Source organism: Scytonema sp. PCC 10023, from assembly GCF_963920835.1.
Classification (GTDB): domain Bacteria; phylum Cyanobacteriota; class Cyanobacteriia; order Cyanobacteriales; family Nostocaceae; genus Kalymmatonema.
In genome coordinates, this window is record NZ_CAWUDP010000020.1 from 60775 (window position 1) to 86152 (window position 25378).

At 45.5% G+C, this 25378-nt stretch carries 26 protein-coding genes and 1 pseudogene; 14 read left to right on the forward strand and 13 right to left on the reverse strand.

Going from position 1 to position 25378, the window contains the following annotated elements:
- The first annotated feature begins 240 nt into the window (after nt 1-240).
- Both ACM0OZ_RS14345 and ACM0OZ_RS14350 read left to right on the forward strand, forming a co-directional pair.
- Nucleotides 241-732 (forward strand): hypothetical protein, encoded by a 492-nt coding sequence (locus ACM0OZ_RS14345; protein WP_414583494.1) that lies wholly within the window; start codon nt 241-243, stop codon nt 730-732.
- Between the two features lie 390 nt (nt 733-1122).
- Nucleotides 1123-1908: a globin family protein gene (locus ACM0OZ_RS14350; protein ID WP_414583495.1), complete on the forward strand. Its 786-nt coding sequence runs from the start codon at nt 1123-1125 to the stop codon at nt 1906-1908.
- A gap of 152 nt (nt 1909-2060) precedes the next feature.
- Here the strand turns inward: ACM0OZ_RS14350 and ACM0OZ_RS14355 are convergent, their stop codons facing one another.
- Nucleotides 2061-2519 carry a GNAT family N-acetyltransferase gene (locus ACM0OZ_RS14355; protein WP_414583496.1) on the reverse strand — a complete coding sequence of 153 codons (459 nt, stop codon included), beginning with the start codon at nt 2517-2519 and terminating at the stop codon, nt 2061-2063.
- Nucleotides 2520-3451: 932 nt separating this feature from the next.
- On the opposite strand from ACM0OZ_RS14355, the gene ACM0OZ_RS14360 reads away from it, so the two are divergent.
- Nucleotides 3452-3631: a replication restart DNA helicase PriA gene (locus ACM0OZ_RS14360; RefSeq protein ID WP_414583497.1), complete on the forward strand. Its 180-nt coding sequence runs from the start codon at nt 3452-3454 to the stop codon at nt 3629-3631.
- Between the two features lie 169 nt (nt 3632-3800).
- Here ACM0OZ_RS14360 and rlmN read toward each other — a convergent pair whose 3' ends face one another.
- Nucleotides 3801-4880, reverse strand: coding sequence for a 23S rRNA (adenine(2503)-C(2))-methyltransferase RlmN (rlmN, locus tag ACM0OZ_RS14365; RefSeq protein ID WP_414583498.1), 1080 nt, complete (start codon nt 4878-4880; stop codon nt 3801-3803).
- Between the two features lie 104 nt (nt 4881-4984).
- A complete protein-coding gene (locus tag ACM0OZ_RS14370) occupies nt 4985-6460 on the reverse strand; it encodes an alpha/beta hydrolase family protein (protein WP_414583550.1) in 1476 nt (491 codons plus the stop codon).
- 52 nt (nt 6461-6512) lie between these two features.
- On the opposite strand from ACM0OZ_RS14370, the gene ACM0OZ_RS14375 reads away from it, so the two are divergent.
- Complete coding sequence (locus tag ACM0OZ_RS14375; RefSeq protein ID WP_414583553.1) at nt 6513-6677, forward strand: hypothetical protein; 165 nt, start codon at nt 6513-6515, stop codon at nt 6675-6677.
- Here the strand turns inward: ACM0OZ_RS14375 and ACM0OZ_RS14380 are convergent.
- From ACM0OZ_RS14380 to ACM0OZ_RS14400, 5 genes are all read right to left on the reverse strand, one after another.
- Nucleotides 6624-6926 carry a DUF1272 domain-containing protein gene (locus ACM0OZ_RS14380; RefSeq protein ID WP_414583499.1) on the reverse strand — a complete coding sequence of 101 codons (303 nt, stop codon included), beginning with the start codon at nt 6924-6926 and terminating at the stop codon, nt 6624-6626. The genes ACM0OZ_RS14375 and ACM0OZ_RS14380 overlap by 54 nt on opposite strands.
- Nucleotides 6927-6953: 27 nt before the next feature.
- Complete coding sequence (locus ACM0OZ_RS14385) at nt 6954-7307, reverse strand: phenylpyruvate tautomerase MIF-related protein (protein ID WP_414583500.1); 354 nt, start codon at nt 7305-7307, stop codon at nt 6954-6956.
- A gap of 176 nt (nt 7308-7483) precedes the next feature.
- On the reverse strand, nt 7484-8293 hold the full coding sequence (gene cobM, locus ACM0OZ_RS14390; protein WP_414583501.1) for a precorrin-4 C(11)-methyltransferase: 810 nt from the start codon (nt 8291-8293) through the stop codon (nt 7484-7486).
- Between the two features lie 173 nt (nt 8294-8466).
- Complete coding sequence (gene lgt, locus ACM0OZ_RS14395) at nt 8467-9339, reverse strand: prolipoprotein diacylglyceryl transferase (RefSeq protein ID WP_414583502.1); 873 nt, start codon at nt 9337-9339, stop codon at nt 8467-8469.
- Between the two features lie 103 nt (nt 9340-9442).
- Nucleotides 9443-9697 carry a hypothetical protein gene (locus ACM0OZ_RS14400; RefSeq protein WP_414583503.1) on the reverse strand — a complete coding sequence of 85 codons (255 nt, stop codon included), beginning with the start codon at nt 9695-9697 and terminating at the stop codon, nt 9443-9445.
- Between the two features lie 102 nt (nt 9698-9799).
- On the opposite strand from ACM0OZ_RS14400, the gene coaD reads away from it, so the two are divergent.
- The 4 genes and pseudogenes from coaD (at nt 9800) to ACM0OZ_RS14420 (ending at nt 14676) form a co-directional block, all read left to right on the forward strand.
- Entirely contained in the window at nt 9800-10369 is a 570-nt protein-coding gene (coaD, locus tag ACM0OZ_RS14405) for a pantetheine-phosphate adenylyltransferase (RefSeq protein ID WP_414583551.1), read from the forward strand.
- Entirely contained in the window at nt 10261-10956 is a 696-nt protein-coding gene (locus tag ACM0OZ_RS14410; RefSeq protein ID WP_414583504.1) for a DivIVA domain-containing protein, read from the forward strand. The genes coaD and ACM0OZ_RS14410 overlap by 109 nt, the downstream gene beginning before the upstream one ends.
- Nucleotides 10957-11217: 261 nt before the next feature.
- Nucleotides 11218-11454, forward strand: a complete 237-nt coding sequence (locus tag ACM0OZ_RS14415) for a helix-turn-helix domain-containing protein (RefSeq protein WP_414583505.1) — start codon at nt 11218-11220, stop codon at nt 11452-11454.
- An 88-nt stretch (nt 11455-11542) separates the two neighbouring features.
- Nucleotides 11543-14676: pseudogene (locus ACM0OZ_RS14420) on the forward strand (ATP-binding protein).
- Nucleotides 14677-14727: 51 nt separating this feature from the next.
- Here ACM0OZ_RS14420 and ACM0OZ_RS14425 read toward each other — a convergent pair.
- Complete coding sequence (locus ACM0OZ_RS14425; protein WP_414583506.1) at nt 14728-16071, reverse strand: TldD/PmbA family protein; 1344 nt, start codon at nt 16069-16071, stop codon at nt 14728-14730.
- A gap of 40 nt (nt 16072-16111) precedes the next feature.
- On the opposite strand from ACM0OZ_RS14425, the gene ACM0OZ_RS14430 reads away from it, so the two are divergent.
- A complete protein-coding gene (locus ACM0OZ_RS14430) occupies nt 16112-16357 on the forward strand; it encodes a hypothetical protein (protein ID WP_414583507.1) in 246 nt (81 codons plus the stop codon).
- On the opposite strand, the gene ACM0OZ_RS14435 is transcribed toward ACM0OZ_RS14430, so the two are convergent.
- Genes ACM0OZ_RS14435 through cysS form a run of 3 tightly spaced genes read right to left on the reverse strand, consistent with a single transcriptional unit; the run spans nt 16326 to nt 19664 of the window.
- A complete protein-coding gene (locus tag ACM0OZ_RS14435; protein WP_414583508.1) occupies nt 16326-17768 on the reverse strand; it encodes a TldD/PmbA family protein in 1443 nt (480 codons plus the stop codon). The two genes, ACM0OZ_RS14430 and ACM0OZ_RS14435, sit on opposite strands and share 32 nt — an antisense overlap.
- A 35-nt stretch (nt 17769-17803) precedes the next feature.
- Nucleotides 17804-18172 (reverse strand): four helix bundle protein, encoded by a 369-nt coding sequence (locus ACM0OZ_RS14440; RefSeq protein WP_414583509.1) that lies wholly within the window; start codon nt 18170-18172, stop codon nt 17804-17806.
- A 49-nt stretch (nt 18173-18221) separates the two neighbouring features.
- Nucleotides 18222-19664, reverse strand: coding sequence for a cysteine--tRNA ligase (gene cysS / locus ACM0OZ_RS14445; RefSeq protein WP_414583510.1), 1443 nt, complete (start codon nt 19662-19664; stop codon nt 18222-18224).
- Between the two features lie 238 nt (nt 19665-19902).
- On the opposite strand from cysS, the gene ACM0OZ_RS14450 reads away from it, so the two are divergent.
- The 5 genes from ACM0OZ_RS14450 (at nt 19903) to ACM0OZ_RS14470 (ending at nt 23501) form a co-directional block, all read left to right on the forward strand.
- Nucleotides 19903-21045 carry a CobW family GTP-binding protein gene (locus ACM0OZ_RS14450; RefSeq protein ID WP_414583511.1) on the forward strand — a complete coding sequence of 381 codons (1143 nt, stop codon included), beginning with the start codon at nt 19903-19905 and terminating at the stop codon, nt 21043-21045.
- A 421-nt stretch (nt 21046-21466) separates the two neighbouring features.
- Nucleotides 21467-21919 (forward strand): D-aminoacyl-tRNA deacylase, encoded by a 453-nt coding sequence (dtd, locus tag ACM0OZ_RS14455; protein WP_414583512.1) that lies wholly within the window; start codon nt 21467-21469, stop codon nt 21917-21919.
- A 104-nt stretch (nt 21920-22023) separates the two neighbouring features.
- Nucleotides 22024-22359, forward strand: coding sequence for a photosystem II reaction center protein Psb28 (gene psb28 / locus ACM0OZ_RS14460; RefSeq protein WP_414583513.1), 336 nt, complete (start codon nt 22024-22026; stop codon nt 22357-22359).
- A gap of 110 nt (nt 22360-22469) precedes the next feature.
- Nucleotides 22470-22973 (forward strand): MogA/MoaB family molybdenum cofactor biosynthesis protein, encoded by a 504-nt coding sequence (locus ACM0OZ_RS14465; RefSeq protein ID WP_414583514.1) that lies wholly within the window; start codon nt 22470-22472, stop codon nt 22971-22973.
- A 303-nt stretch (nt 22974-23276) separates the two neighbouring features.
- Complete coding sequence (locus tag ACM0OZ_RS14470) at nt 23277-23501, forward strand: hypothetical protein (protein ID WP_414583515.1); 225 nt, start codon at nt 23277-23279, stop codon at nt 23499-23501.
- A gap of 754 nt (nt 23502-24255) precedes the next feature.
- On the opposite strand, the gene mraY is transcribed toward ACM0OZ_RS14470, so the two are convergent.
- Nucleotides 24256-25359, reverse strand: a complete 1104-nt coding sequence (gene mraY, locus ACM0OZ_RS14475; RefSeq protein WP_414583517.1) for a phospho-N-acetylmuramoyl-pentapeptide-transferase — start codon at nt 25357-25359, stop codon at nt 24256-24258.
- Between the last annotated feature and the right edge of the window lie 19 nt (nt 25360-25378).

Below are 25378 nucleotides of genomic sequence, written 5' to 3' on the forward strand. Positions count from 1 at the left end.
ACGGAAAGCGCTTTTTGCTAAATTTATTTTTATAAATAATTATATAGTTATTAATAGATATTTTATTTTATGTATATTATCAAAAATATAAAATTTAACTGGAAACAGCATCTATCTTGAGATTTATAAAGTATCTACCATAAGTAGGAAATAATATGGGTATAATTAATATCACATAGTGAATGCATCAGTTCTGATGTAGCTCATTGCCTCCAAGCATCCCTACTCCTTATCACTCCTATGCTGACCGAACACCGTAAGCCCGTGTGCCTATCGCTTGTTTCCACAGACGTGCCAGTATTGTCTGTAGTCGATGCTGCCGCAACATTGTCTCAAAAGGACAGTGACCGATTCCATTTACTATTAACCGCACCGCCAAATAAAAGCTCCGAAGAGGCGATTGCCTCTGGCACTGCGCTTGGCGCAATCGCCCCCACCAGCCCCAGAACCTGGTGGTTGGAAATTTCCCCTAACCGCGTCATTATGACGATGCAGGGTAACGCTCAGTTGAATTACCGTCACATCTGGAAACAAGGCATTTCTGGCAGTAGTCGTTATTGGCTGCCAACTGAGTCATCGCCACCTAATAAACCAATAAGCTTACGTAATTTTACTAATATATTGGTGCTTGACAGACATCCGCTACCAAGGAATTTGCGGGTGGAATATGAATTGTGGGCGGAAAAAGTCCAACTGGGACGCTACATCTTAAATCTGGAAATTCAGCATTAACATCAAGGCAATGAGCAGTAGTAGCAAAAGTTACTTTTTGCTGACATCTGAACCACTAAAAACCGACGCAGAACAAGTAGGGGTGCAACTATTCTGGCGGTTACGCGATAAGGCGCATCGGTTCGTGGTGAGTTTTCACTCTTAGCAGCGCAGTGAGAAATTAGACAAGATTGCGGAATGTGAGTTTCATCTGTGTCCATCTACTTCCGCGTCCATCTGCGGTGAATTATTCATTTTTTTTGGAATAAATGCAAGAAGTCTAAGGACACTTGCTGGACGGTTTTCATGGTTTGGCTAAAGCTTATCTGCTGGGAATGATCTGCCATGCAGTTTTCGGTCAATCCAGAGCGAGATTGGCTCAAGCAGACTTTATGAGCTACCAACGGTACTATGTCTTCTTTGAATGTCAAGGTTTTAGAAAAAAGTTTTGCGGGCATTAAACCTTACGCCACACAGTTCGCATCAAGATTCTATTACAATCTGTTTACTGACAATCCTCAGCTTGAGCCGTTGTTTGCCAACACCAATATGGAAGAGCAGGACAAGAAGTTAATGATGACTTTGGTGTTGGTAATTTACAATTTACGGAACTTTGCTTATTTAAAGACTATACTGAGGGATTTAGGAGAAAGACATGTAAGATACGCCACTATCGAGGAACATTATCCGATGGTGGGTACAGCGCTGTTAAAAACCTTTGAATTTTATTTAGGAACCGACTGGACGCCAGAAGTCAAGCAAGCGTGGACAGATGCCTATGCAGAGATTGTCAATATAATGCTAGAAGGGGCGAAGCCTCCTGAAGAAGCGCTGAAATTGGAGAATGAACTTCAGCCGAGTACCAAAATAGCTATAGTAAACTCTGTGCCAACGCACCCTCCTGCTATTGCCTCTAGCCTAAATGATTCTGAGAAAACCGCTAAGTTAGAGGATGTATCGCAGCCGAAAACCAACCCAGCCAGGACAAGCTTTGCTCCAACGCAGCCTCCTGCTACTGTCTCTAGGCTTAAGGTGAAGTTATTACCAATCATTTTTGTAGTAGCTGGTTTGTTGAGTCTTGGGCTTGTGTACTACCATTCCAGCTCGACGGAAGGACAAGAGGGAGTTATGCCAATTCAAAATTCAAAATACCCTGCGGGAAGCCGCCCAGGGGGCGTCTACAAAATTCAAAATTAAGAAAGCCTAAGATAACGAGGGTTTCGGAGTGTGTATCTGTCGCATTCTTTTTTCAAATTGCTATTACGACACCAGAAGGAAAAATTGTTCGCTAAACAGAATTTGATAGGACATCTTCAGGCATTTGCTAGGCGATCGTGCAAGCGTGATCATCACGTGAGCCGCTTCTCATAGCACAGGCTGAGTGGGTCGTCGGTGTAGGGACCGAACGGGGGAATGCGGTAAAAGCCCAGTCGCTCGTAAAGCCCGATTGCTTCTCGCTGGTGAACCCCAGTTTCTAAGCGCAGCAACGTGATGTTGTGAGCATGAGCATAGTCTGCCAAATGATTGAGCATCAACTTCGCGAACCCTAATCCACGGAATTGTGGACGCACATACATCCGCTTGATCTCGCCATACTTATTGCCCACCAATTTGATGCCGCCACAACACGCCGGCGTCTTGTTTGCACACAGCAGGAAAAACGCCACGTCCTCGGCAAGCAACTTGTCAACACTGAACCCATGACGGCTTTCGGAAGGATAAAGGGGTTCAAGAAGGGCTTCCAGCTCTGTAATCAAGCTGATAGCATCGAACGTGTCAGGGCGTTCCGGAGTGATGATGGCTGACATTGGATGCGCGTAATCCTTTCTGTATGTCAAATCTGTATGTCAAATGCTTTGGACGTCTTGAACATGATAAAGCGTGTCGCCAAGCACTAGTGCCTTTAGTATACTACCAGGCAGTTGCTCATTCAACGGCGTGTGTTGGCGTTTGGGAGTTCTTCTTTATGAACTACCCCACCGTAAAAGACGGTGGGGTTTCTAAAACCCCATCCGATTGACGGTTGGATTTTTGTCTCCTCATTTGCCCAAGTTGCTTCATAGATCCAGTATTCTTACGTTTACCGGTCTTTGAAGTAGAGCTTAGACATCCGAGACTAACGAGGCTAATCCCCACCGTATAGACGGATGGGGAATTACGGCGATAAGTTAACATTTTGTTACTAAAACTAAGGATAGAGTTAGCTTTTAACTAATACTTTTTGGATACACCTACACAATAGAGCCATTAACTTATGGGTTCTGCTTGCCCAGGTTTATTCATTAGGAAAGAGTAGACTTCCAAAGGGCGAAGATTTGCCACAGAGGACATGAGTTACTTTCGCTCCATAAAGAGCAGATCACGATTGCTATTATCCAAAACTATTGAATTTTTACCTCTTTGCTACAAATATCACCTTTTAAAAAAGCTGGAATGGCTTATAGCAAAAAAACAAAGTTGATATGACTACAAATAACATAGTCTCAAAGTATTAGCGTTTGGGATCATGCAATTTCTGATAAAAGTTGAACCTCTAGAAATAATTTATATATCCTTAGTTGGATAGCATATACCCTCACAATAAAGATAATTAAGAAAATATAAATGAAAATTAACACCTAATTTTGTGTTAATTTAAGCAATAATAATTTATTGCTTGTTCAATTCTGCCAATCTCATAGATTTACAAGTTGAATTTGCGTTTTTTCAAAAAAAAATCATGAAATTCCAGGGTTTAAAAATGCAGATAGTACAAAAAATTCGCTGCCCAAACTGTGGTAGCGAAGGTGAAAGGCATTATTTATCTGATAGTCAGCTGACTCGAACGCAATGCCCAGTCTGTGACTACTTGATGATCAATTGCACGCGTACTGGCAAAGTTATTGAAGCTTATGCTCCAGGTATTCATGCACGGCGTTAATTGAGGAGGAAACGGGGACGCGGTGAGACAGCGCTGCAGGAGGGTTTCCCGACAGCAGGCGACTGCGAACCCGAAGGGTGACACGGGGAATGAATGGATAAAACTCTCCGCGTCACCGCGTCTCTCCCTGTGACTCATCTGTCTCATCTTCCGCCACTCCTTTCTCCTGCTATTTCTTGCTTGTCCGCAGTTGTCCACAAGCAGCATCCGCTTCTAAACCACGCGAGTAGCGAACACTAACCGCGATTTTTTGCTGCTGCAGGACTTTGACAAAAGCTTGAATTCGATTTTGGTTGGGGCGTTTGTAATCTGCTTCTGTGATGGGATTGTACGGAATTAAATTGACATGACTCTGGAATCCCCGCAGACGTTTTACCAACTCCAATGCGTGTTCTGGCAAATCATTCACCCCAGCAAGGAGAATGTATTCAAAGCTAACACGGCGTCCAGTAATTTCCACATACTCCCGACATTCAGCCAACAAATCTTCAATAGGATAGGGGCGGGCGCTGGGAATCAGTTGTTCTCGTAGTGTTTGGTTGGGAGCATGGAGACTGACAGCAAGAGTGACTTGTAAGTGGTGTTGAGCCAATTGGCGAATGCGATCGCGTATCCCAACAGTAGAGACAGTCAGGTTACGCTGTCCAATACCTACATCTTGATTTAAAGATTTGATAGCTCCGATAAGATGATCTGTATTCAACAACGGTTCACCCATGCCCATAAACACCACATGGCTCACCCGTTGCTGGAAATCTTCCTGAACCGTCAACACCTGATCCACAATTTCATGGCGGGCAAGATTGCGTTTGTAGCCTCCTTTACCAGTAGCGCAGAAATCACAAGCCATCGGGCAACCTACCTGGCTAGAAACGCAAACCGTTAAGCGCTTTTCTGTAGGAATACCCACAGATTCAATAATTTGACTATCTGCTAGTTGTAAAAGATATTTGACAGTACCATCGGGAGCTACAGAGCGATGGTGTATCTTTGAACGCCCGATGGGAATTTCTGCAAGTTCAGCACGCCATTGTTTGGAAAAGACAGAGATATCCGAGAGACTACGCACTCCCTTTTGATAAATCCACTCGTGCAGTTGCTTTCCCCTGTAAGCTGGTTGTCCCTGATCATGCACCCAAGCCGTTAACTCCTCTACACTTGCCCCTAAAAGCGGTGGAATAGAGATGTTTGGTTGTTGTGGAGTATGAGTTTTAGGGGAGGGGAGTACAGAGACAGACTTAGCAGACATGGTAGTTAAGAAATTCGCCTTGGATCTTTATGGTAGGCGATCGCTGTTCCTATTGCTTGGGTTTATAATTGCGGTTTTCACCACTGGAACACTGAAGAGTCTACTTAAAACTTGTTAGACAGCTTTCTACGAGATTCCAATAGCACCTCTGGGTAATCAGATGAACCTCTGTCAAGTAAAGGTTCACGCTGGTTTTTGAGATATTTATTGAAGAATGCTAATGTGTAAGCATTGATGATTTTGGCTGCCCGTTGAGGTTCAATTGAGCCAAGGGCTTGCTTGATTGGAGATTCTGCCTGAGTTGTTGAATTCGCTGAAAATGCGGGTAGTATTACCCCAAAATCTATGAACGTATTGTGCTTACTACCTTTGAGCGTCAGGCTATAGGCATTGGTTCTCAACCGTTGATAAAACGATTGCAGCGCATCATCGCTACCATCATGAGACATCAGCAGGAATGGGCTATCTAATCTGTCCTTATTTCCACTGCCCAAAAGCTTGCCATAGCTGCCACCGTCCATGTTGATTCCCGCTTTTAATCGGCGATCGCGCCACACTGCTTCGATAGCCGTATCTCCACCTAAGGAATGCCCGAAAATACCGACTCGATTTAAATCTAAACGTCCGCTGAAAAGTCCTTGAGGGTCTTTGATGTTGAGGCGATTTAACTCATTGAGCACAAAGCTGACATCCTTTGCCCGAATTTCAACTGCTTGGTTAAAGGTACGCTGAATTTTCGCTCTTTTAGCTTTGGAGAAATTGAAGACCGTTGATTGAGTGATCACTCGTCCGTCGGGAAACAGGACTGGCACCTCAAAAGTGGGATTAATCGCAACGACTACATAACCATGGCTGGCAAGTTGTTCGAGTTGTGTTGTATAAAATTTAGGTGTCGAGCCAAAACCAGGCGAGAAAATGAGAACTGGATAGCGTTTCGAGGCATTCGCAATCGCCACCTTTGGAACAGCGTTAGTTTGAATGGTTTGGGTAACTAATTGGACGAATTGGTCAGACGATACTCCAAAATCACGTCCCATGCCTTCAGCAGCAGCTAGCGCAAAGCCCTCATCCATGTAAGGGGCAGTGGTTGTTCCCGGCTTGGCATTCGTAGGATACCAAACATAAACCATTAACTCACGGCGATCCGTCGGCGGTGGAGTTGTAATCGGTTTTCGTGTCCGTAGATCGTAGACTTCAGTAGTGTAAGTCTCTTTGCGGGAGGTATCAACCAAGTAGTAAGCCGTTGTGCCTACTTGGTAAGAACCAGTCGGAGCAGGCAACCGGAAGCTTGAAGCTCGATTTGTCGATTTTGGTTGCAATTGCGCTGGCTGCGCTAAGAGTGGTTCAATTTGGGTAAACAAAGGCTGAACACTTAGAACAGCGATCGCACCGACGGTGATAGCAGATTCTCGAAACTTTTGCATCTGGTCAGTTTTCAGTCTTGCAGTTCTCATCCAAGCCAAGGCACACGACCGCACAATGCACTGCTGTGTTCCAATCGGTTGTGCGATGACGCGGAGCGTCCGCCGTAGGCGATCGCATACAGGGCGATCTCGCACAAACCAAAAGCGGTGACTCATACGCAAAAGCTGACTGACTTGGTGCGTGCTGATAAGAGCGGAACTAACAGAGATGGAAGGCAAAACAGAGAAAACTTTTGCTCCTAATGTCGATGCTGACAAGATTAAAACTGCCGCTGCTCAAGTTGCCTGGGTTTATAATTGCGGTTTCCAACACTTCGTTCTAAGTCATCTTCATTGCAATTTTTCTTTCTTGCAGATGACTCATGCTGCATAGATTAAGCGCTTGTCTTGCAGCCCTCAGGCTTGTACACACGCTTAGTTGAGACAGGTACCTTAGCAGTAAGTTTGATGGGCGGGTGGGACGCTGAACCAACTCACCACCACAGTTAGGGCATCTTCCCTGTAGAATACTGTCAGCACACGTTCGACAGAAAGTACATTCAAACGAACAGATCATGACTTCTGCCGAGGATGGCGGCAGGTCTTTGTTACAGCATTCACAATTAGGACGCAGTTCAAGCATGAGCGTTTTTGTTCCTTAAAGTAGGCTTTAACCAAAAGTTGTGCCGTTCCAGCCCCACATTGCGCCTTTGGCATCAGCAAATTCTATATATATACGATTTTGAGGCACACCCAGGGCTTTGTTAATCTCTTGGCAAAAGTCTTGGCTCATCGCCTGAGTTTGGTCTGGCTTCATTGTACCGACACTCTTAATCTCGATGTAGCACACTGGGTCTGTCGTGCCGCCAAATGTCATAGGAATTCCGGCTTCAAAAGCCGTCATCATGTAGGATTCCGGTTTTCCGGTATGCTTGGCTAACTTAGCTGATAGGCTTTTGAGCATTGCTTCAACTTCTTCTCCAAGAGGAGCAGATACAGAAGTTTGCACTTTAATTAGAGGCATAATAACAATTCAAAATTCAAAATTACCAATCTTGATGGTACCAATTACCCAGTTAATTTTATCGAACCGCAGAGGCACAGAGGAAGCAGAGGGGATGAGGGGGATGAGGGAGAGTGGGAGACGCGCAGACAGAAAGTTTCCCTGTGTCCCCGTGTCCCCGTGTCCCCGTGTCCTCTTCAGTGGTGAGAAGAGCGAAACAGATGACTGTGTTCGGGATGATATAAACGAGAGCGTGCTGATGCTTGTGAGAGTGCAGGGCTGATTATGTAAAGTGTGGTGCGAATCAGATTTTCTTGGTGAGTACAGTCTGCCATTTGATTGAGGGGAACAACCCTAATTTTTTCATCACTCCACCCTAAGCGATAGCAAATAGCCACCGATGTTTCAGCTGGGTAGTGTTCCAGCAGTTTGGCTTGGGCTGCTTCAACGTGACGCGCACTTAGATATAAACATAGGCTAGCTTGATGAGCCGCGAGCGTTGCTAATTCCTCGCTTGCGGGAACTTCTGTGCGTCCGCTGATGCGCGTGAGTATGATTGTTTGGACTAAACCGGGAACAGTGAGTTCTACTTTGAGTTTAGCGGCTGCGGCTTGAAAGGCACTAATACCTGGTATAACTTCAAAGGGAATTTCTGCCTCTGCCAAAAGGTGCATTTGTTCGTGGATGGCACTGTAAAGACTGGGATCGCCAGAATGGAGACGAACGACTGATTTGTGCGATCGCACTCGTTCTATGATGACTGGCAAAATCTCTTCTAAAGTCTTGTTCGCAGTGTGAATAATCTCCGCATCTTCGCGGCAAATTTCTAAAATTTGTTGGGGTACCAAGGAATCAGCAAATAAAATTACATCGGCACTTTCTAACAGTTTCTGCGCCTTAACAGTTAATAATTCTGGATCTCCAGGTCCTGCACCCACGATATAAACAGTAGGTTCTAAAGCTTTATAAAGTTTTTTGTTACTTATTAGGCTCGTATATTTATCCATCTGGGAACACACAGCAATTCCTCAAAAAAATTTTTTTAGCATTTCCTCAGTATCTTTCCGGATAGAACCCCTCTTTCTAGAAAAGTGTATTGGTAGATGCACCCTGGTTAAGCCCTGGAGAACACTCTGGGGCATTTTTTATTTTTGAGCCAAGAGTCCTCCTTCTCATGTGCTTACCTCCTCTCTCCATTTGCTTCAACGGTGGAAACGACATCTGGTAAAGGGCGTTTAGCTATATAAAGCCAAGCTAACCCAGCTAAACCGAAGACGATTCCCAATAAACTCACGACTTGTGCTATCCGTAGCGGTCCAAGCATCAAACTATCCGTGCGAAAGCCTTCAATCCACAAGCGTCCTAAGCTGTAACCTGCCAAATAAACAAGAGACAGCGTACCTGTTTTCAAAGCTGGTTTGCCCGACAAACTCCTAAAAAATAAAGTTATCAGCAAAGCGAATACCATCAAATCCCACACAGATTCATAGAGAAAAGTGGGATGGAAGTACTCAAAATTAGCCAATTCTGGAGGACGATTTTCTGGTGGAATAGACAGCTTCCAAGGCAAATTGGTGGGGCTGCCAAAAGCCTCAGAGTTGAAGAAATTGCCCCACCGTCCAATTGCTTGCCCTAAAATCAATGAAGGAGCCACCAAGTCAGCCAATTGCCAGAAAGAAATCTGCTTAATTTTGGCAAATATTAATGCTGCGACAACGCCACCGATAATGGCTCCATGAATCGCAATCCCTCCTTGCCAAATCGCAATAATCCGCTCTGGGTGCTGGGCGTATTCTGACCATTGAAACAAAACGTAATATAACCGTGCTGCTGGAATTGCTGCAATAACCAGCCAAATTGACAAATCGCTGATCAAGTCTGGATTAACGTTACGGCGCTTTGCCAAGAACTGGGAAAGCGTTACGCCAATCAATACTGCTGTAGCAATCAAAAGACCATACCAACGGATAGTTAATGGTCCTATTTTCACCAGAATCGGTCCTGGAGAAGTAAATTGAAATGCCAAGGGCAAGGTGGAAAAATCCAGTGCCATGCAAAAGTACCTAGAAGACTATAAAAAGCTAATATACATTTGACTTGTGCTTGTTAAGAGCGAGATGGGGAACTTACTCTTCCCCAGGTATGGATACGCACACTTAGTAGGCGTAAGCACCACGGAGCGTGGGATGCTCCCGGATTAAAGGCAATAGCGAGGTGATTTTAAATTCTATATTCAATCCAAAATCCAAAATTCCTACTCTTGACTTTGTCAAAAATTGTTGTAAAGTCCACAGCATTGATTTTAAGTCGCTGTGGGTAAAGAAGGCAGCATAGGCAGTGTATTTATCAAGAACTTTATTTTTAGGGTAGATAAATAAGAGTATGGCACTAGGTGCAACAGAGTTTACCAAAGACAAACATCCTAGATTTTTCAATGAAAACTTGCACTTTGTTGCTCCTAACCAGTAGTGGTTAGATATAATCACCTAAACAACTTTGAGGCATCTGTAATTGTGATTGCCATTTATCCAGGAAGCTTCGATCCTATCACCTTAGGACATCTTGACATCATCCAACGCGGCAGTCGCTTGTTTGCCCAGGTGATTGTCGCTGTCGTGCGCAATCCTAACAAAAATCCACTGTTTACAGTGCAAAAACGGCTAGAACAGATTCGTCTATCTACAAAACATCTCGCTAATGTGGAGGTAGACGCCTTTGATGGTTTGACCGTAAACTATGCCCAAATGCGGAAAGCGCAAGTGCTACTGCGGGGTTTACGAGCAATTTCAGACTTTGAAGTCGAACTTCAGATGGCTCACACAAATAAAACCCTTTCTCATCAAATAGAAACAGTTTTCTTAGCAACATCAAATGAGTATAGTTTTTTAAGTAGTAGTGTGGTAAAAGAGGTTGCTAAGTTTGGTGGCTCTGTCGATCATCTTGTTCCCCCGCACGTTGCCCTGGATATTTCCCAATGCTACGCCCAAAACAGTCCGGTATCGAACCAAATCAAAACGGAAGTAATCCCCCCCCGCAAGAGTTTGCCGATGGAATCTCCTACGACGGAGACGCTACGCGAATAGCAAGCGTAGACATTCAGCAGGAACTCAACCGCTTGGAGGAGATGATTCTTGCCGGTTTCAACATTCCACTAACGCGACGCACGTTGGTGGATGAAGATAAGCTGCTCGATCAGCTTGATGAAATACGGCTTTGTTTACCTGAAGCTTTTCAAGAAGCAGCAGCAATCATCCAGCAAAAGGAGGAAATTCTCCTACAAGCGGAAGAGTACGGGCAACAAATTGTTGATGCAGCGCAAGCCAAGCGATCGCAAATTTTGGATGAAAGTGACATCATTAGACAAGCAGAACGCGAAGCCTCGGAACTGCGGCGACAGGTTCAACAAGAGTGTGAGGAAATGCTGCAAGAAACCCTCGAAGAAATTGATCGTAAGCGACGGGCTTGTCAGCAAGAAATCGAGGAAATGCGCCGTCAGGCAATTGCAGAAGCAGAAGCCATTGAACAAGGAGCCGATGACTACGCTGATAGCGTCCTAGAAAATATTGAGCAGAATCTTCAGGATATGTTGCGAGTTATTCGCAACGGACGCCAACAATTACTACCAGACTCCTCTTTAGACGATAATTCTCAATTTCCCAAGAAGAAATAGGCGCAGGTAAATTGCAACACTTTCGGTTCCAACAGAAGGATATTATGCTGACTCGGTTGAAAGTTTCTGCTTTTAAGAATTTAGTTGATGTTAATGTGCCAAAAGTAGGAAGTTAAACAATGTAATGCCTGCAACACTTAAAGTTAACGTTTCTTGCATATGAGTTTAACCCCCATACTTTTCATTGGGGGGTCTTACTTTCCCGCTAACATGATATGGAAATTTCTTCACAAAATCTGGTTGCAGTTGAAGACCTCCTCATTGCCGTCCAGATTACAGACACTGATGACGTTGTTGTGGTTCAAGGTGAAGTTTGCGGCTAAGTTGGGAGTCTCATTTCAGAGCGTAAATCGTTGGGAGAAGGGACGGACAAAGCCATTGCCTCTGGCGTTGAAGCAGATCGAAGCATTACTGCACCAAATGGGCGATGGCGCTTTTCTCCCGCCCCTTTGGGGCGATCGCGGCAAAGATTTGTTAGCTAAATACTTTTGCGAATGAGGACGGAGACTGTATGACTGATTTATCGTCCTCCAATGGCTCCCAAGGTCGCTCTGCTGTTGCAGGCAATGTCCCCCAAAAGCGCCAAATTGCCTTCACTGAAGCGGATGTCCTGATTACAGAAGCACTGGCTGCTCGTCGGGTGAGACAACCAGATTTAGCGGCGGAAAACCAAGCCCTCCGCACCCTCTCTCAACAACTCATGGACGAGCCGGTGTCCATGCTCAAAACTCTCGTTCGGATTGCAGTCGCTCTGTGTCAAGCGGATACTGCCGGAATCAGCTTATTGGAAACAGCTCCCAATGGTGAATCCATGTTTCATTGGGTGGCGATCGCAGGCGTATTAGAGTTTTTAGAACAAACCAGTATTCCAAACAACCCTAGTCCCTGTGGCACCGCGCTTCAATCTAGACAGCCGCAACTGTATGCCCACCCTGAACGCTATTTCACCTGCCTGCATTATCCCCAGTTTCCCATTGTGGAGGCATTAGTGCTGCCCTTGTGCGTGAACAATCAACCATTGGGCACGCTTTGGATTATGTCGCATTCAGGAGCGCATCAGTTCGATGCCGAGGATCAGCGATTAATGACCAGTCTGGCAGGCTTCACCGCCTCTGCCCTGCACAGCATCAATCTGCGTCAGACCACTGAGGAAGCGTTGCATCGTGAACAGGCAACCCGTGCCGCACTCGATCACAGTCAAACCCGATTTGAAGCACTGGTGGCGAACGTGCCCGGTATGGTCTATCGCTTCTTGCCCTGCAGCGAAGGTTCCCATCGGTTTACCTTTGTCAATTCTCGCTCTCGTGAACTGTTGGAATTGGAGCCAGAAACAATTCTCCAAGATGCCAATGCCTTTTTGCAATTGATTCACCCGGACGATTTGCCGTCATTTCAAACGTCTGTTGCTCACTCTGTTCAAAACTTTCTGCCTTGGAACTGGTCCGGACGCATCATCACACCATCCGGTCAACTCAAATGGATTCAGGGTACCTCCCGTGCCGTGCGAACAGTAGAAGGAGACGTGTGGGATGGATTACTCATTGACATCACGAATCACAAACTTGCAGAAGCGACGTTGCGCCAAAGTCAGGAGTTCAATCGGCAGATCCTTGACAGTAACGACGACTGCATCAAGGTATTGGATTTGTCACGGCGGCTTTTGTACATGAGTCCAGGAGGTCAGGCGTTGCTGTGCATCAATGACATCACGCCGTTCCTCAACAGTTCCTGGGGCGAGTTCTGGCAAGGAGCGGACAGGCAAGCTGCACTGAACGCAATCGACACCGCAAAAGCAGGCGGAGTTGGCACTTTTCAAGGTTATCGTCCAACTCAGACAGGCGAGCCGAAATGGTGGGACAACAAAGTGACTTCGATTAAGGGAGCGGATGGGCAAGTCGAACGGTTGTTATGCATCTCTCGTGATATTACCGCTCGCAGGCAAGCCGAACTTGCACGAGAACACCTGCTTGCCCGTGAACGACACTATGCCAATCAGTTGCAGGGATTGACCACGGCGGCGCTGGCAATCAATTCTGCTCTTTCGGTTGAAGAAGTCCTGCAAGTGATTACCGAACAGGCAGCATCAATCATTGGTGCTCACCAGTCTGTCACGAGCATGACGATTAACCAAAACTGGGCACAGGCAATCAACGCTGTTTACCTATCTGATAAGTATGCGGCTTGGCGAGACTACGATGAAAAACCAGATGGATCTGGCATCTACGCCTGCCTATGTCACATGAATCGCCCGATGCGGATGACACAAGCCGAACTTGAAGCTTATCCCCGGTGGCGAGGCTTTGGCAAGGAGGCAAAAAACCACCCTCCTATACGGGGTTGGCTGGCAGCTCCCCTTGTGGGACGAGACGGACATAACATCGGGTTGATTCAGCTTTCAGACAAATACGAGGGGGAGTTTACTCAAGCAGACGAATCGATCCTGGTGCAGTTAGCGCAAATGGCATCGGTTGCAGTTGAGAATGCTAGGTTATACGAAGCAGAACAGCAAGCACGGTCGGCAGCAGAAGCGTCACGCGAAGAAGCTGAAGCTGCCAACCGGGTGAAAGATGAGTTTTTGGCAGTGTTATCTCACGAGTTGCGTTAGCGAAGCTCCTCCGAAGGAGGCTCGCCCCTGAATCCTATCTTAGGTTGGTCTACTCTACTTCAAAGCCGCAAGCTCCCTGAAGCGAAGATGGTAGAAGCTTTGGCAACTATTCAACGCAATGCCAAGTTGCAATCGGAACTGATTGACGACCTGCTGGATGTTTCCCGAATTCTGCGGGGCAAACTCAGCCTCAATGTTGGTTCGGTCAATCTTGCAGCTATCATTCAAGCGGCGATGGAAACGGTGCGGCTGGCAGCACAAGCCAAGTCAATAAAGATACAGGCAGTCCTCGAACCCAACGTTGCTCCGGTTTCGGGTGATTCAACTCGTTTGCAACAAGTGATTTGGAATCTCCTCTCGAACGCCGTCAAGTTCACGCCCCAAGGGGGACAGGTACACATCGGTTTAGAGCAGCTTGGTGCTCATGCCCAAATCACCGTTAGCGATACGGGCAAGGGGATTGATCCTGATTTTCTTCCCTACGTATTTGACTACTTCCGCCAAGCGGATGCTGCGACTACAAGAAAGTTCGGTGGACTGGGATTAGGCTTGGCGATTGCGCGGAGCGCACTGCCCCTTGGGCAATCGTGCGTCACTTGGTCGAACTACATGGTGGGACAGTTTCGGCAGAAAGTCCTGGTGAAGGGCAAGGAGCAACCTTTACAATCGGGCTACCGGTGATGTCCACTCAACCAACAACTCTTGCGGACAGCAGAGCGCTTGATCCGTCTTTGGATTTGAGCCGTGTTAAAGTTTTACTAGTGGATCATGATACCGACACGCGGGAATTTACTGCTTTTCTGCTAGAGCAGTATGGCGCAAGTGTGACAGCCGTGTCTTCAGCTTCCGAGGCACTCGTCGCTCTCACCCAGTCCCAACCCGATGTACTGCTGAGTGATATTGGGATGCCCGATGTCGATGGTTATATGTTGATACAGCAGGTGAGAACCTTATTGCCACAAGGCAGACAGATAAAAGCGATCGCCCTAACTGCCTATGCTGGTGAGATGAATCAGCAACAAGCTCTTGCAGCAGGTTTTCAAAAGCACATTTCTAAGCCAATAGATCCAGGGGTGTTGGTGCAAGCAATCTCTAGCCTGGTTCGGTCTAGTTAGCTCTAACTTGAATTTCGCTCGGTTCTGGCTGATTAACCATATTGAGCGTCACTACAAGGTGTATGTAAAATTATTTACCATCATACCGGGATCCATACTGCCTCCAAGTTGGCGACTCTCGTAAGTTCCGACTTCGGGCACGAATTCTTGGAAATTTGTCAAATCTACGAGATTTTCTCCCCAAAAACGATAGAGACTTTCATCAAAACGCAAATTTTCAATAGGGGCAACAATTTCGCCACCTTCCACCCAAAAACAAGCATAACGGGTCATACCTGTAATTCTTCCTGTGGGGCGATCGCTCCAATTCAAGTAATGTAAATTAGAGACATACAAACCCGTATCTAAACTAGGAAGAATTTCCTCAAATCTTAAATTCCCCGGATTGATTTCTGGCGCACGCAACGACTCATAACTATTAGCACCGTTAGCAGTTTTTTGATATTCCTTTGCTGTGCGAGAACTCACCAGCGTATTTACCAAAACTCCCTTTTCAATTAAAGGCAATTCTGGTGCTGCCATTTCTCCTAATTCATTAAATCGCGGCACCAACCCTCGTTGAAAGTTTTCTTTCACAAAAAATGCATTACTCAACTGCTTTTCTTTGCGCCACAGTAAAGCTAAAGCACTGCCCCCTTGTTGTAAATCAGCTTCACTGACACCTCCCCAAGAAAGCATAGCTAATAAATCAGCAACCGCTGCTGGTGCAAAGTAAGTTTTGTACTGACCCCGTGGTAATTCTTTTACAGGACGAGAAAGCAATTTTAGTTGTCTTTTGGCATCACTAATTTTAGCTGCATAAGCTTCATAATTCCAATCACTACCTGCGAAAGTTCCTTTAACGGCTTGTCCTTCGGTCGTGAATATAGAATAGTCTAATGTAAAAGTATCAGTACTAAACCAATGTTTTTGACCGCTGGAATCGGCATAAGCTTTAATAACAACTCCCCCAGCGTATATACCTGTAAAATCTAATTCTGCAACCTGTTCTAGCACCGTTGGCACGACAACTTCATCAGCCAATAAATTCCCAGAATGGACTTCTCGACTGGTATTTGTGCCTGATGGTAATACTAAATATGGATCTACGGGTAACTGGGGAAGTTCTTCGCGTAGTTCTTGCAAAGCTTGATATGCTAAAAGCCAATCTTCTTCCCAATTTCCAGTAAAGGGAAATTGCCGAGAACTACTGCGCTGATTTTGCATTAAAGTCAGTTCAATCCAACCATCAGCGACACAACCTGTTTGTCGCACTTTGGCATGATTGAAACGAGTAAATTGACTGCGTTCACTGCTGAGTCTCACAGTGAATTGTTCATCTTCTTTCTTATCTAGAAGAGTGTCAATCAGTTGGTTAAAACTGACTTCTAAGGCAGATAGTTCTTCGTGTTTCATGGGCATTGTAAATTGAGGGGTAGATCAGAGAGATGGGGGAGTGGAGGGAGATGAGGGAGCAGGGGGAGATGAGGGAGATGAGGGAGATGAGGGAGATGAGGGAGCAGGGGGAGATGAGGGAGCAGGGGGAGAGGGAGGTAGAGAGCAGAGCCAGTATTTAGGAATTAAGGAATTTCCACCTCATATACCCTTTATCCTCCTCATCCTCCTCATCCCCCTCATCCCCCTCATCCTCCTCATCCCCCTCATCCTCTTCAACCGCCGCCGCCAAAAACTTCAACGTTAGCAAATACACAAGTGGGTGAACCATGACCTACCGAAATCGCTTGGTTTGGTTCTCCTTTTCCACAAAATGGAGTACCATACATCTCCCAAGTGGAGGAGTTTCCTACTTTTACTAAATTGTGCCAAAACTCTGGAGTCGTGGCTCTATAGTTGGGATTGCGGAGGGTTTTGGTGAGTTTGCCGTTTTCAATCAATTTAGCGTACTCGCAACCAAACTGAAATTTATAGCGGCGATCGTCAATCGACCAGGAGCGATTGGATTCCATGTAAACACCGTGTTCTATTCCAGCAATGATTTCCTCAAATGAGGCTTCCCCTGGCTCTAAATTCAAGTTTGCCATGCGGTCAATTGCTGGTCGATTCCAAGAGCTAGCACGCGCACAAGCAACACCCGGTACGCCTGCTCTTGCTTGGCTTTCCAGACTGCCCAAACCTCGCAGGAGAACGCCTTCTTTGATTAAATACTCCCGTGTTGCCACAGCACCCGTATCATCGAAGCCATAGCTAGCAAATTCACCCAGTACTGTGGGGTCAAAGGTAATATTCATTGCGGGTGAACCATACGCCAAACTGCCGAAATCACTCTTACTGACGAAGCTTCCTCCGGCGTAATTGCGCTCATCTCCCAAAATTCGGTCGATTTCTACGGGATGCCCCACGCTTTCGTGAATTTGCAGCATCATCTGGTCTGGCGCTAACACCAAATTGGTACGCGTAGTTGGGCATTCTTCTGCTGTCAACAGTTCTACTGCTTGTTCACCAATTTGCTGCACCCGTTGCCATAAGTCTGGTTCTTGGAAAAGTTCCAGCCCCCCTTGGTAACAATTTGCTTGCCAGCCGTTGTTGGTGCGTTGCTGGACAATCGCGCCATCTTGTGCTGTAGCTCCGTAATGAGTGCTAAAAAACATGAAGTTTTGATACACCTCAGAGCCGTTGCTGCTGACAAACCAAGTTTCCCTTTCGCTGGTACTGGCAACAACTGTGGTTTGTACAATTTGGTCAGAGACTTTTAAAGTCTGGCAAATGCGCACAAGTAAATCGCTGATTTCCCTTGGAGTAAGAGCATCCAAGGGTTCAAGAAACGGCGAAGTATACTGACCAACTACTTTAGGACGCTCTCTCACCGCGTTAAATGGATATATCCACCATTCACTTGCAGCTAGTGCTTGTTTATACGCTTTTTCAGCAGCAGCTTGCAAATCTTGCAGTTGCAGCGAATTGGTAGCTCCATAGCCTATACAGCCGTTTACCATGACTTCGAGCATAGCTCCGGTAGTGGAAGATTTACCGTTGCTTTGAGGTATACCGTCACGGAAATGACGGTTATATGAAGTATCTTTGACGGCTCTAATACCGACCCAATCAGCAGGTATATTTATTTGAGCGATCGCTTTTGTAAGTTCAGACCACATAACAATTCAAAATTCAAAATTCAAAGTTCAAAAAATTATTTTTGATGATTTTGTTTGGTTTTAACGACGATAGCAGCAATTATCCTGATGAGTTCATTAACTTCTCCCAAAAGAGATAGTAAGCGATTTTCTGGTATCAATTCAGTCGCAATCAAAAGTCTTATCCAGTATCTGGTTTCCTTAGCCTCTTTCAGCGCAATTTCTAGTTTGTTAATAAAATCGGCTGTACTTTGCGCTGATTCGGATTCTTCGACATTTGCGCCAATTGACGTTCCAGACTTAATCAACTGTTTGGAGAGTGTTTGCACTACTCCCGGACTTTCATCTAGTACCTTGCAAAGTTTAACAATGCGGATAGCAAACTCAAATGTCCTATCTGTAATTGCTTTATTTGTACTCGTCATTTTGCATTTTATTCTTCCTTTTGAATTTTAAATTTTGAATCTTGAATTTTCAATTCCGGTGCCATCTAGTGCCTTCTCGGCTATCAATTAGGGTAATACCTTGTGCTTGTAGTTCGTCACGAATGCGATCGCTTTCGGCAAAATTCTTCGCTTTACGCGCTTCCTGTCTTTTCTGAATCAACGCCTCAATTTCCGCATCGCTTATGCCGCTATTTTGCGGTGTTTGATCTGACATCTTGGCTTCTAAACCCAGAACTTGAGCTAATGTGACAAGAGTCTGCCACTTGCTTTGTAGTTCTGCACTTGATGTCTCGGTTTTTCCCTCATGTACTAAAATATTTCTCTGGCGTTGTAGTTCCTTGGCTAATTCAAACAGCACAGGTAACCCACCAGAAAAATTAAAGTCATCATTGACAGCTTCTTGGAAACGCTCAACGTAGGAATTTTCGATTTTAGATGATTCTTCCCAACCGAGTTGTTTACCGTATTCATAACCGAAGAGTAAACCTTCTTTAAGAGTTTGCCAACTGTTTGTCTTGTCGGCGATCGCCTCATCGGTAAAATCAATCGGTTTAGTATAGTGCGCCCCAAGTACAAACAACCGCACCACCATTGGGTCAACTCCTTGATCCAGCAATTCCCGAATCGTGATAAAGTTGCCCAAAGACTTGGACATTTTTTCACCATCCACTTTTACCATGCCGTTGTGCAGCCAGTAACGCGCCAGTGGTTTTCCTGTGACAGCTTCTGATTGAGCGATTTCATTTTCATGGTGGGGAAACTTTAAGTCTTCACCTCCAGCGTGAATGTCTATGGTTTCCCCAAGGCGATCGCGCACCATCGCCGAACATTCAATATGCCATCCCGGACGACCTTGACCCCAAGGTGATTGCCAAGCGGGTTCTCCTGCTTTTGCTGCTTTCCACAAAGCAAAGTCAAACGGGTCTCTCTTTTTCTGATACTCTGGATCATCTACATTCACCCGTTCGCTGGCACCAGCTTGCATATCTTCTAATTTGCGTCCAGAAAGTTTACCATACTGATCAAACTGGCGCACTGCGTAGTAAACATCGCCCTGGGCAGGGTAAGCGAAGCCTTTATTTTCTAATTCATGAATGAGCCGCACAATGCCATTTATCGTGTGAGTCGCACGAGGATACTCATCAGCATCCTTAATTCCAAGCCGCCTCATATCCTCAAAATATGCTTGGATAAAGCGCTCAGAGACAGCTTCCATTGATGAATGTTCTTTCTGCGCTCGATTCAGTATCTTGTCGTCAATATCGGTAAAATTTTGGACGAAGCGCACTTGATAACCAAGAAATTGCAGGTAGCGACGCACCACATCCCAAACGATGCAAGCTCTAGCATGACCCAAATGGCAGTAGTCGTACACTGTCACGCCGCAGTAATACATCTTAACTTTTCCGGGTTCGACGGTTTCAAAAGGTTCTTGGCGACGGGTGAGTGTATTGTAAACAGTTAGGGTCATAACCAAGTTTTACTAAATATAGAGATACGTAATAATAGGGGAGGGCAGTGACACAGCGCTGCACGAGGGTCTTTCGCTCTCACAGCGACTGGGAACCCGTAAGTCCTACGGACTGGCACTTTCGGCGCTAGCGTCTCTGAAGGAGAAGGGCTGGGATGAAATACCAGCATCCCTATGCTAGTGTTTTCTGTACTCTGTGCGCTACATTCTTCTATTTTGACTTTTTCACAGCATCGCTATGCAAGCAGTTAGTTCCGAATCGAAATCAATAGATGCGCCTAAACAAGGATTGCCAGTAACAATTATTACTGGATTTCTTGGTAGCGGTAAGACGACTTTACTTAATCATATCCTGACTAATCAGCAGGGGCTGAAGACTGCTGTTTTAGTGAATGAATTTGGCGAAATTGGCATCGACAATGAGTTAATTATCTCCACTGACGATGACAATAATATGGTGGAACTGAGTAACGGTTGTATCTGCTGCACCATTAACACTGATTTGGTAGATGCCGTTTACAAAGTTTTGGAACGCCAAGACAAAATAGATTATCTCGTTGTGGAAACAACTGGACTGGCAGATCCGCTACCAGTTGCGCTCACATTTCTCGGGACTGAGTTACGCGACTTAACCCGTCTGGATTCAATCATTACAGTCGTAGACGCGGCAAATTACAGCCTGGATTTATTCAATTCTCAGGCAGCTTACAGTCAAATTGCTTATGGTGATGTGATTCTGCTCAACAAAACAGATTTAGTTTCTCAAGCAGAATTAGAGACGCTGGAAGCAAAAATTCGCGAAGTTAAGGAAGGAGCGAGAATTATTCGCACTAACCACTCACAAGTGCCACTCCCCTTAATTCTCAGCGTCGGTCTGTTTGAGACAGATAAGTACTTTAATGATGCTGCTAATAAGCATGATCATGACCATCACCATGATCACCATGAACATGACCATGAACATGAACATCATCACCACCACGATCATGACCACTCTGAATGCGGTCATGACCATAATCATGAGCATGATCACGAACATCACCATCATTCTGACCATTTAGAAAATGATGGTTTCACGTCGATATCCTTCCAGACTGACAAGCCTTTTGCGATTAGGAAGTTTCAGTATTTTCTAGATAATCAACTCCCTGAAACAGTCTTCCGCGCAAAGGGGATTATGTGGTTTGATGAAAGTCCCAAACGTCATATTTTCCACCTTTGCGGTAAGCGTTTTACTCTGGATGATGATGAGTGGAAAGGTGAGAAGAAAAACCAGTTGGTGCTTATTGGTCAAAATTTGGATCGTGAGGCTTTGCGACAACAACTGGAAAACTGCGTTTGTCTTCCTTCAACCACTCGCGGCAAAGGTTTCGGGAAATAATTATTAGTCATTCGACTCGTTCGACTCGTTCCCAGGTTCCACCTGGGAATGCACTTTTTAAGTGGTGCCACTTATTGTCCTAATGGGACTTTAGAACTTTCAGGCACTTTTTATGCCTGAAAGCCTTTGTAGATAAAGCAAATACGTAAAACAGTGAACAGTGAACAGTGACCAAGTACCAGCCGCACCCATCAATAAATTGAGGGGCTTTGTATAAGTCCGCCGTATTTCTCGTACTATGTATCTCGTTTGGACATTTTTTTGTACTTCCATGTTTAAAAACAGGGGCTTGTACCAAGATTTTTGTCTATTAACTGGTAACTGATACTGCGGGTACTTGGTAACTGATTCGGTCAAGTAAATCAGTCGTAGCGGTAGATAAGTAGAGACTTGAAATTCCAATCCACAATCCAAAATAGGAATGCGCGTCATTATCCAGCGAGTCAAATCATCTCAAGTGACTGTGAACGGTGAAATAGTCGGTAAAATTGGACGAGGGCTAAACTTGCTCGTTGGTATTGCCGATACTGATACTGATGCTGAACTTGATTGGATGGTACGTAAGTGTCTGGAATTGCGGCTGTTTCCTGATGAAGAAGGCGGTGATCGTTGGCAAAAATCTGTACTAGAAATTGGTGGCGAATTGCTGGTAGTAAGTCAGTTCACGCTTTACGGTGACTGTCGCAAAGGTCGCCGTCCCTCTTTTGACCGTTCAGCTGCTCCTGAAATAGCACAAGAGTTATATAACCGCTTTGTTGACAAGTTACGCTCAAGTGGTTTACGAGTGGAAACAGGTCAATTTGGGGCTATGATGCAAGTCTCTATTGAGAATGATGGTCCTGTTACTTTGTTACTAGAGCGAGAAGCGGCATAAGGGTTTATACTGAAAAGAAAAATCTCAGCGGCAGCTAGACTGCCAGGTACTAAATGGTGAGAGAATATTAAACTACCGATAACAAAAGTTTAAATTCACTTATCATGGCTCAAATTCAGTTTTCCAGAGGTATAACCGAAGATGTAGTTCCAGACGTGCGCCTAACGCGCTCACAGTCGGGTGACAGCGGAACAGCGACGTTTATCTTCCAAAATCCCAAAGCTTTAGAGAGCAACAGCACCGATGAAATCACTGGGATGTACTTAATTGACGAAGAAGGAGAAATTGTCACCCGCGAAGTCAAGGGTAAATTCATCAACGGCAAGCCAGAATCATTAGAAGCAGTTTACGTGATGAGATCAACAGAAGAATGGGAGCGCTTTATGCGGTTTATGCAAAGGTATGCTGAAGAAAACGGTCTGGAATTCAGTAAATCTTAAGCAGTTATTAGTTATTAATTAGTGTTAGTGGTTGGTCGTTAGCAAGACAACCAACAACTAACACAAAATAACGAACAAATGACTAATAACAAAAACTCTATAGTTTACTTATGACGCACATTCCTCACCCAGATTCCCCAGGCATAGCGGTAAGTTGTGCTGTCGTAACTGTCAGCGATACACGTTCAAAAGAAACAGACAAAAGTGGTCAGCTAATTCAAGAATTACTCCGCAATGCCAATCATATAGTAGAAGCTTACACGATTGTCAAAGATGAACCTGTGCAGATTCAAAACCAGATGCAAATGGTGGGTGAGAAGCCAAATTTGGATGTTGTGATTTTCAATGGTGGCACAGGTATTGCCCCGAGGGATACCACCTACGATGCTATTGAAAACTTGCTGGAAAAAATTCTGCCAGGCTTTGGTGAGTTGTTCCGCTTTTTAAGTTATCAAGAAATTGGTTCGCGAGCTATGGCATCTCGCGCTGTTGCTGGTGTTTATCAAAAAAAACTTATCTTTTCCCTTCCTGGTTCAAGTAATGCAGTGCGACTGGCTATGGAAAAACTGATTTTGCCAGAACTCGTTCACCTTGTTGGACAAATGCGTAAGTAAGAAGAACGCAGAACACAGAACACAGTAATCAGAATATCCCCACAAGGAGAATCCGGGGGATTTAAGTACGGAAAAAGTTTGTTCGTCTCCAAAGGATTTATCCGGGGGCTATGCCTACAGCACGTTATGACTAACGCCACGCTCCGCGAACGCATAAAGACCAATATTCAGCAACCTTAACTCTACGTGAGTTCGATGTATCCTGATTTGACCCCTCTCCAAACCTCTCCCCTACAAGGGGAGAGGCTTAAAAATCCCATTTTTACGTAACTCCTCCCTCTCCTTGCAGGAGAGGGAGGTTGGGTGGGAGAGGTTCGTCGAACTCACCGAAAGACGACTTCGGTTGCCCATCCCCACGCGCGGGGTGGGAGGAATCGTCGCCTCGTCGTCTTAGTCATTAGTCATTGGTCAATAGTCATTAGTATGATTAAACACACTCATATCATGAAAAACTACGCTCTGACGCTCGGACTAAGGACTAATGACTCGAAATCCTCCGGCTTTAAATCAAAACAAGCTAACGCCTAGTTTTGATAGCCGGGGGATGAGTTAAGGTGAAGTACCCACCACTAATTCGGAGTACCTAATATAGTGGGGGCTTCCTGTCTCACAGGTCGATGCCACGTTGGGAATGTCACTTTGGGACATCCGGGACTAAACCCGGTGATGGTCTTACTCGTCCTCTCTACTCTTGCGAGCTTTATCTAGTACTTGTTCATTCCAACCGCTTCTAGGCAAGACAACTACGAGTTGGCAAGTATTAGAACCCAGGCAGCCGCCCTCCTTCCGAAGGCAGTAAAACTTTTTTGTACATTCCTGTGTGGCTTATCTTTTACCGCAGGGCGTAACCGATGCGTACCAGTGACCGGAATCTTTCCCCCTTTCTCTCGCACAAGCGTCTTGGCAAGCATCCTTTCTGCTACTGTCGCCGTTTGTTGTGAGTCGAGTGGGTGGGTCGCAACCACTTATATAATACAACGTCCTTTCGTTTTATTCCGGGGAGATTGACAACTCCTCATGCATCTTTTCCCGCACTTTCCCGTGAAAAGTATAGGTCAAAGATGCAATCGTCGCTGTCCGCCTTCTTCAATCCCGGCGCGCTCACGGAGTACCGCTATAGCGCGGGACGAGGGGGCGATGAGTTAACTCTTAATTCATGCTCAAAAAGCGCGTTTAATATTCTGACTTCTGAGTTCTGTACCTATCGTTCTTTTTTGGTAAAAAAACAACCCCCTCTATGCGAGGAGGTCATTATTTTTTATTCAAGTAATTCCTGAAAGAATCATAAGCGACCAATTGTTAAACAGATGACAGCCAAAATGGCACTAACTATATAAAAGACGGCAACAACTTGCAGTTCTGACCAACCAGTAAGTTCCAAATGATGATGTAACGGTGCCATCTTCAGCAGGCGCTTGCCTTTGCCATCAGGACCTTTGGTAGCTTTGTAGTAGCCAACCTGCGCCATGACGGAAAGGGTTTCTACGAAGAAGATTCCGCTAAGAATGAACAGTGCTACTAAGGTGTTACTTAACAAACCTACTGCTGCTAAAGCCCCTCCTAAAGCCAAGGAACCCGTGTCTCCCATGAAAACACGGGCTGGGTTACGGTTATGTGCCAGGAATCCTAAGCAACTGCCACTCATACAAGCGCAGAAAACCATCAATCCAGGCGAGGAGGGTGCAGCTAGGGCACCTAATGCGAGCAGTGCGATCGCCACCGTTCCTGCTGCCAAGCCATCAATACCATCAGTCAGATTCGTGGCGTTACTTTCTGCCACCAAGACAAAGCCAGCCAAAGGCCAGAACAGCAACCCTAAGGGTAAAGAAAAACCCAAAGGCAAAGCAATTGTTGTAATGTTAAAAGGTTGAGTAAAAAACAGCCACAGACAGAAAGCTAGTGCAAAACCGACTTGCAAAGCTAGTTTCATCCGAGGAGATATACCTTTATTAGACTTGCGGCGCAGAATTTGCCAGTCATCAATCCAGCCAATCAATCCATAACTTAATGTTAAAGCGGAAACGGCTAGCACTTCTGTTGCAAAGCTAGACCATACACAAGCAGTGATCGCTGCCACGGGAACAAAGAAAATGCCCCCCATTGTCGGTGTACCTGCTTTTTTTAGATGAGCCTGCGGACCATCCTCGCGGATGATTTGCCCTGTTTTCAGTGCTTGTAGTAGTGGTATTGCCCAGAAACCGGCTGCGGCTGAAGCCAGCGCGCAGAATAAAAATGGCAAGGTGAGCGACATACCTTGCCAGGGCAACCTATTCGCCACCCAATCTAACACCAGTGCTGATACACCTAGACTTACACCCAGTAAAGAGACCAGACCTATGCCACTGATAATGCTTAATCCTTGGTCAGGAGATAATTTTGCGTCCACGGAAACTTCCCTTCACTCC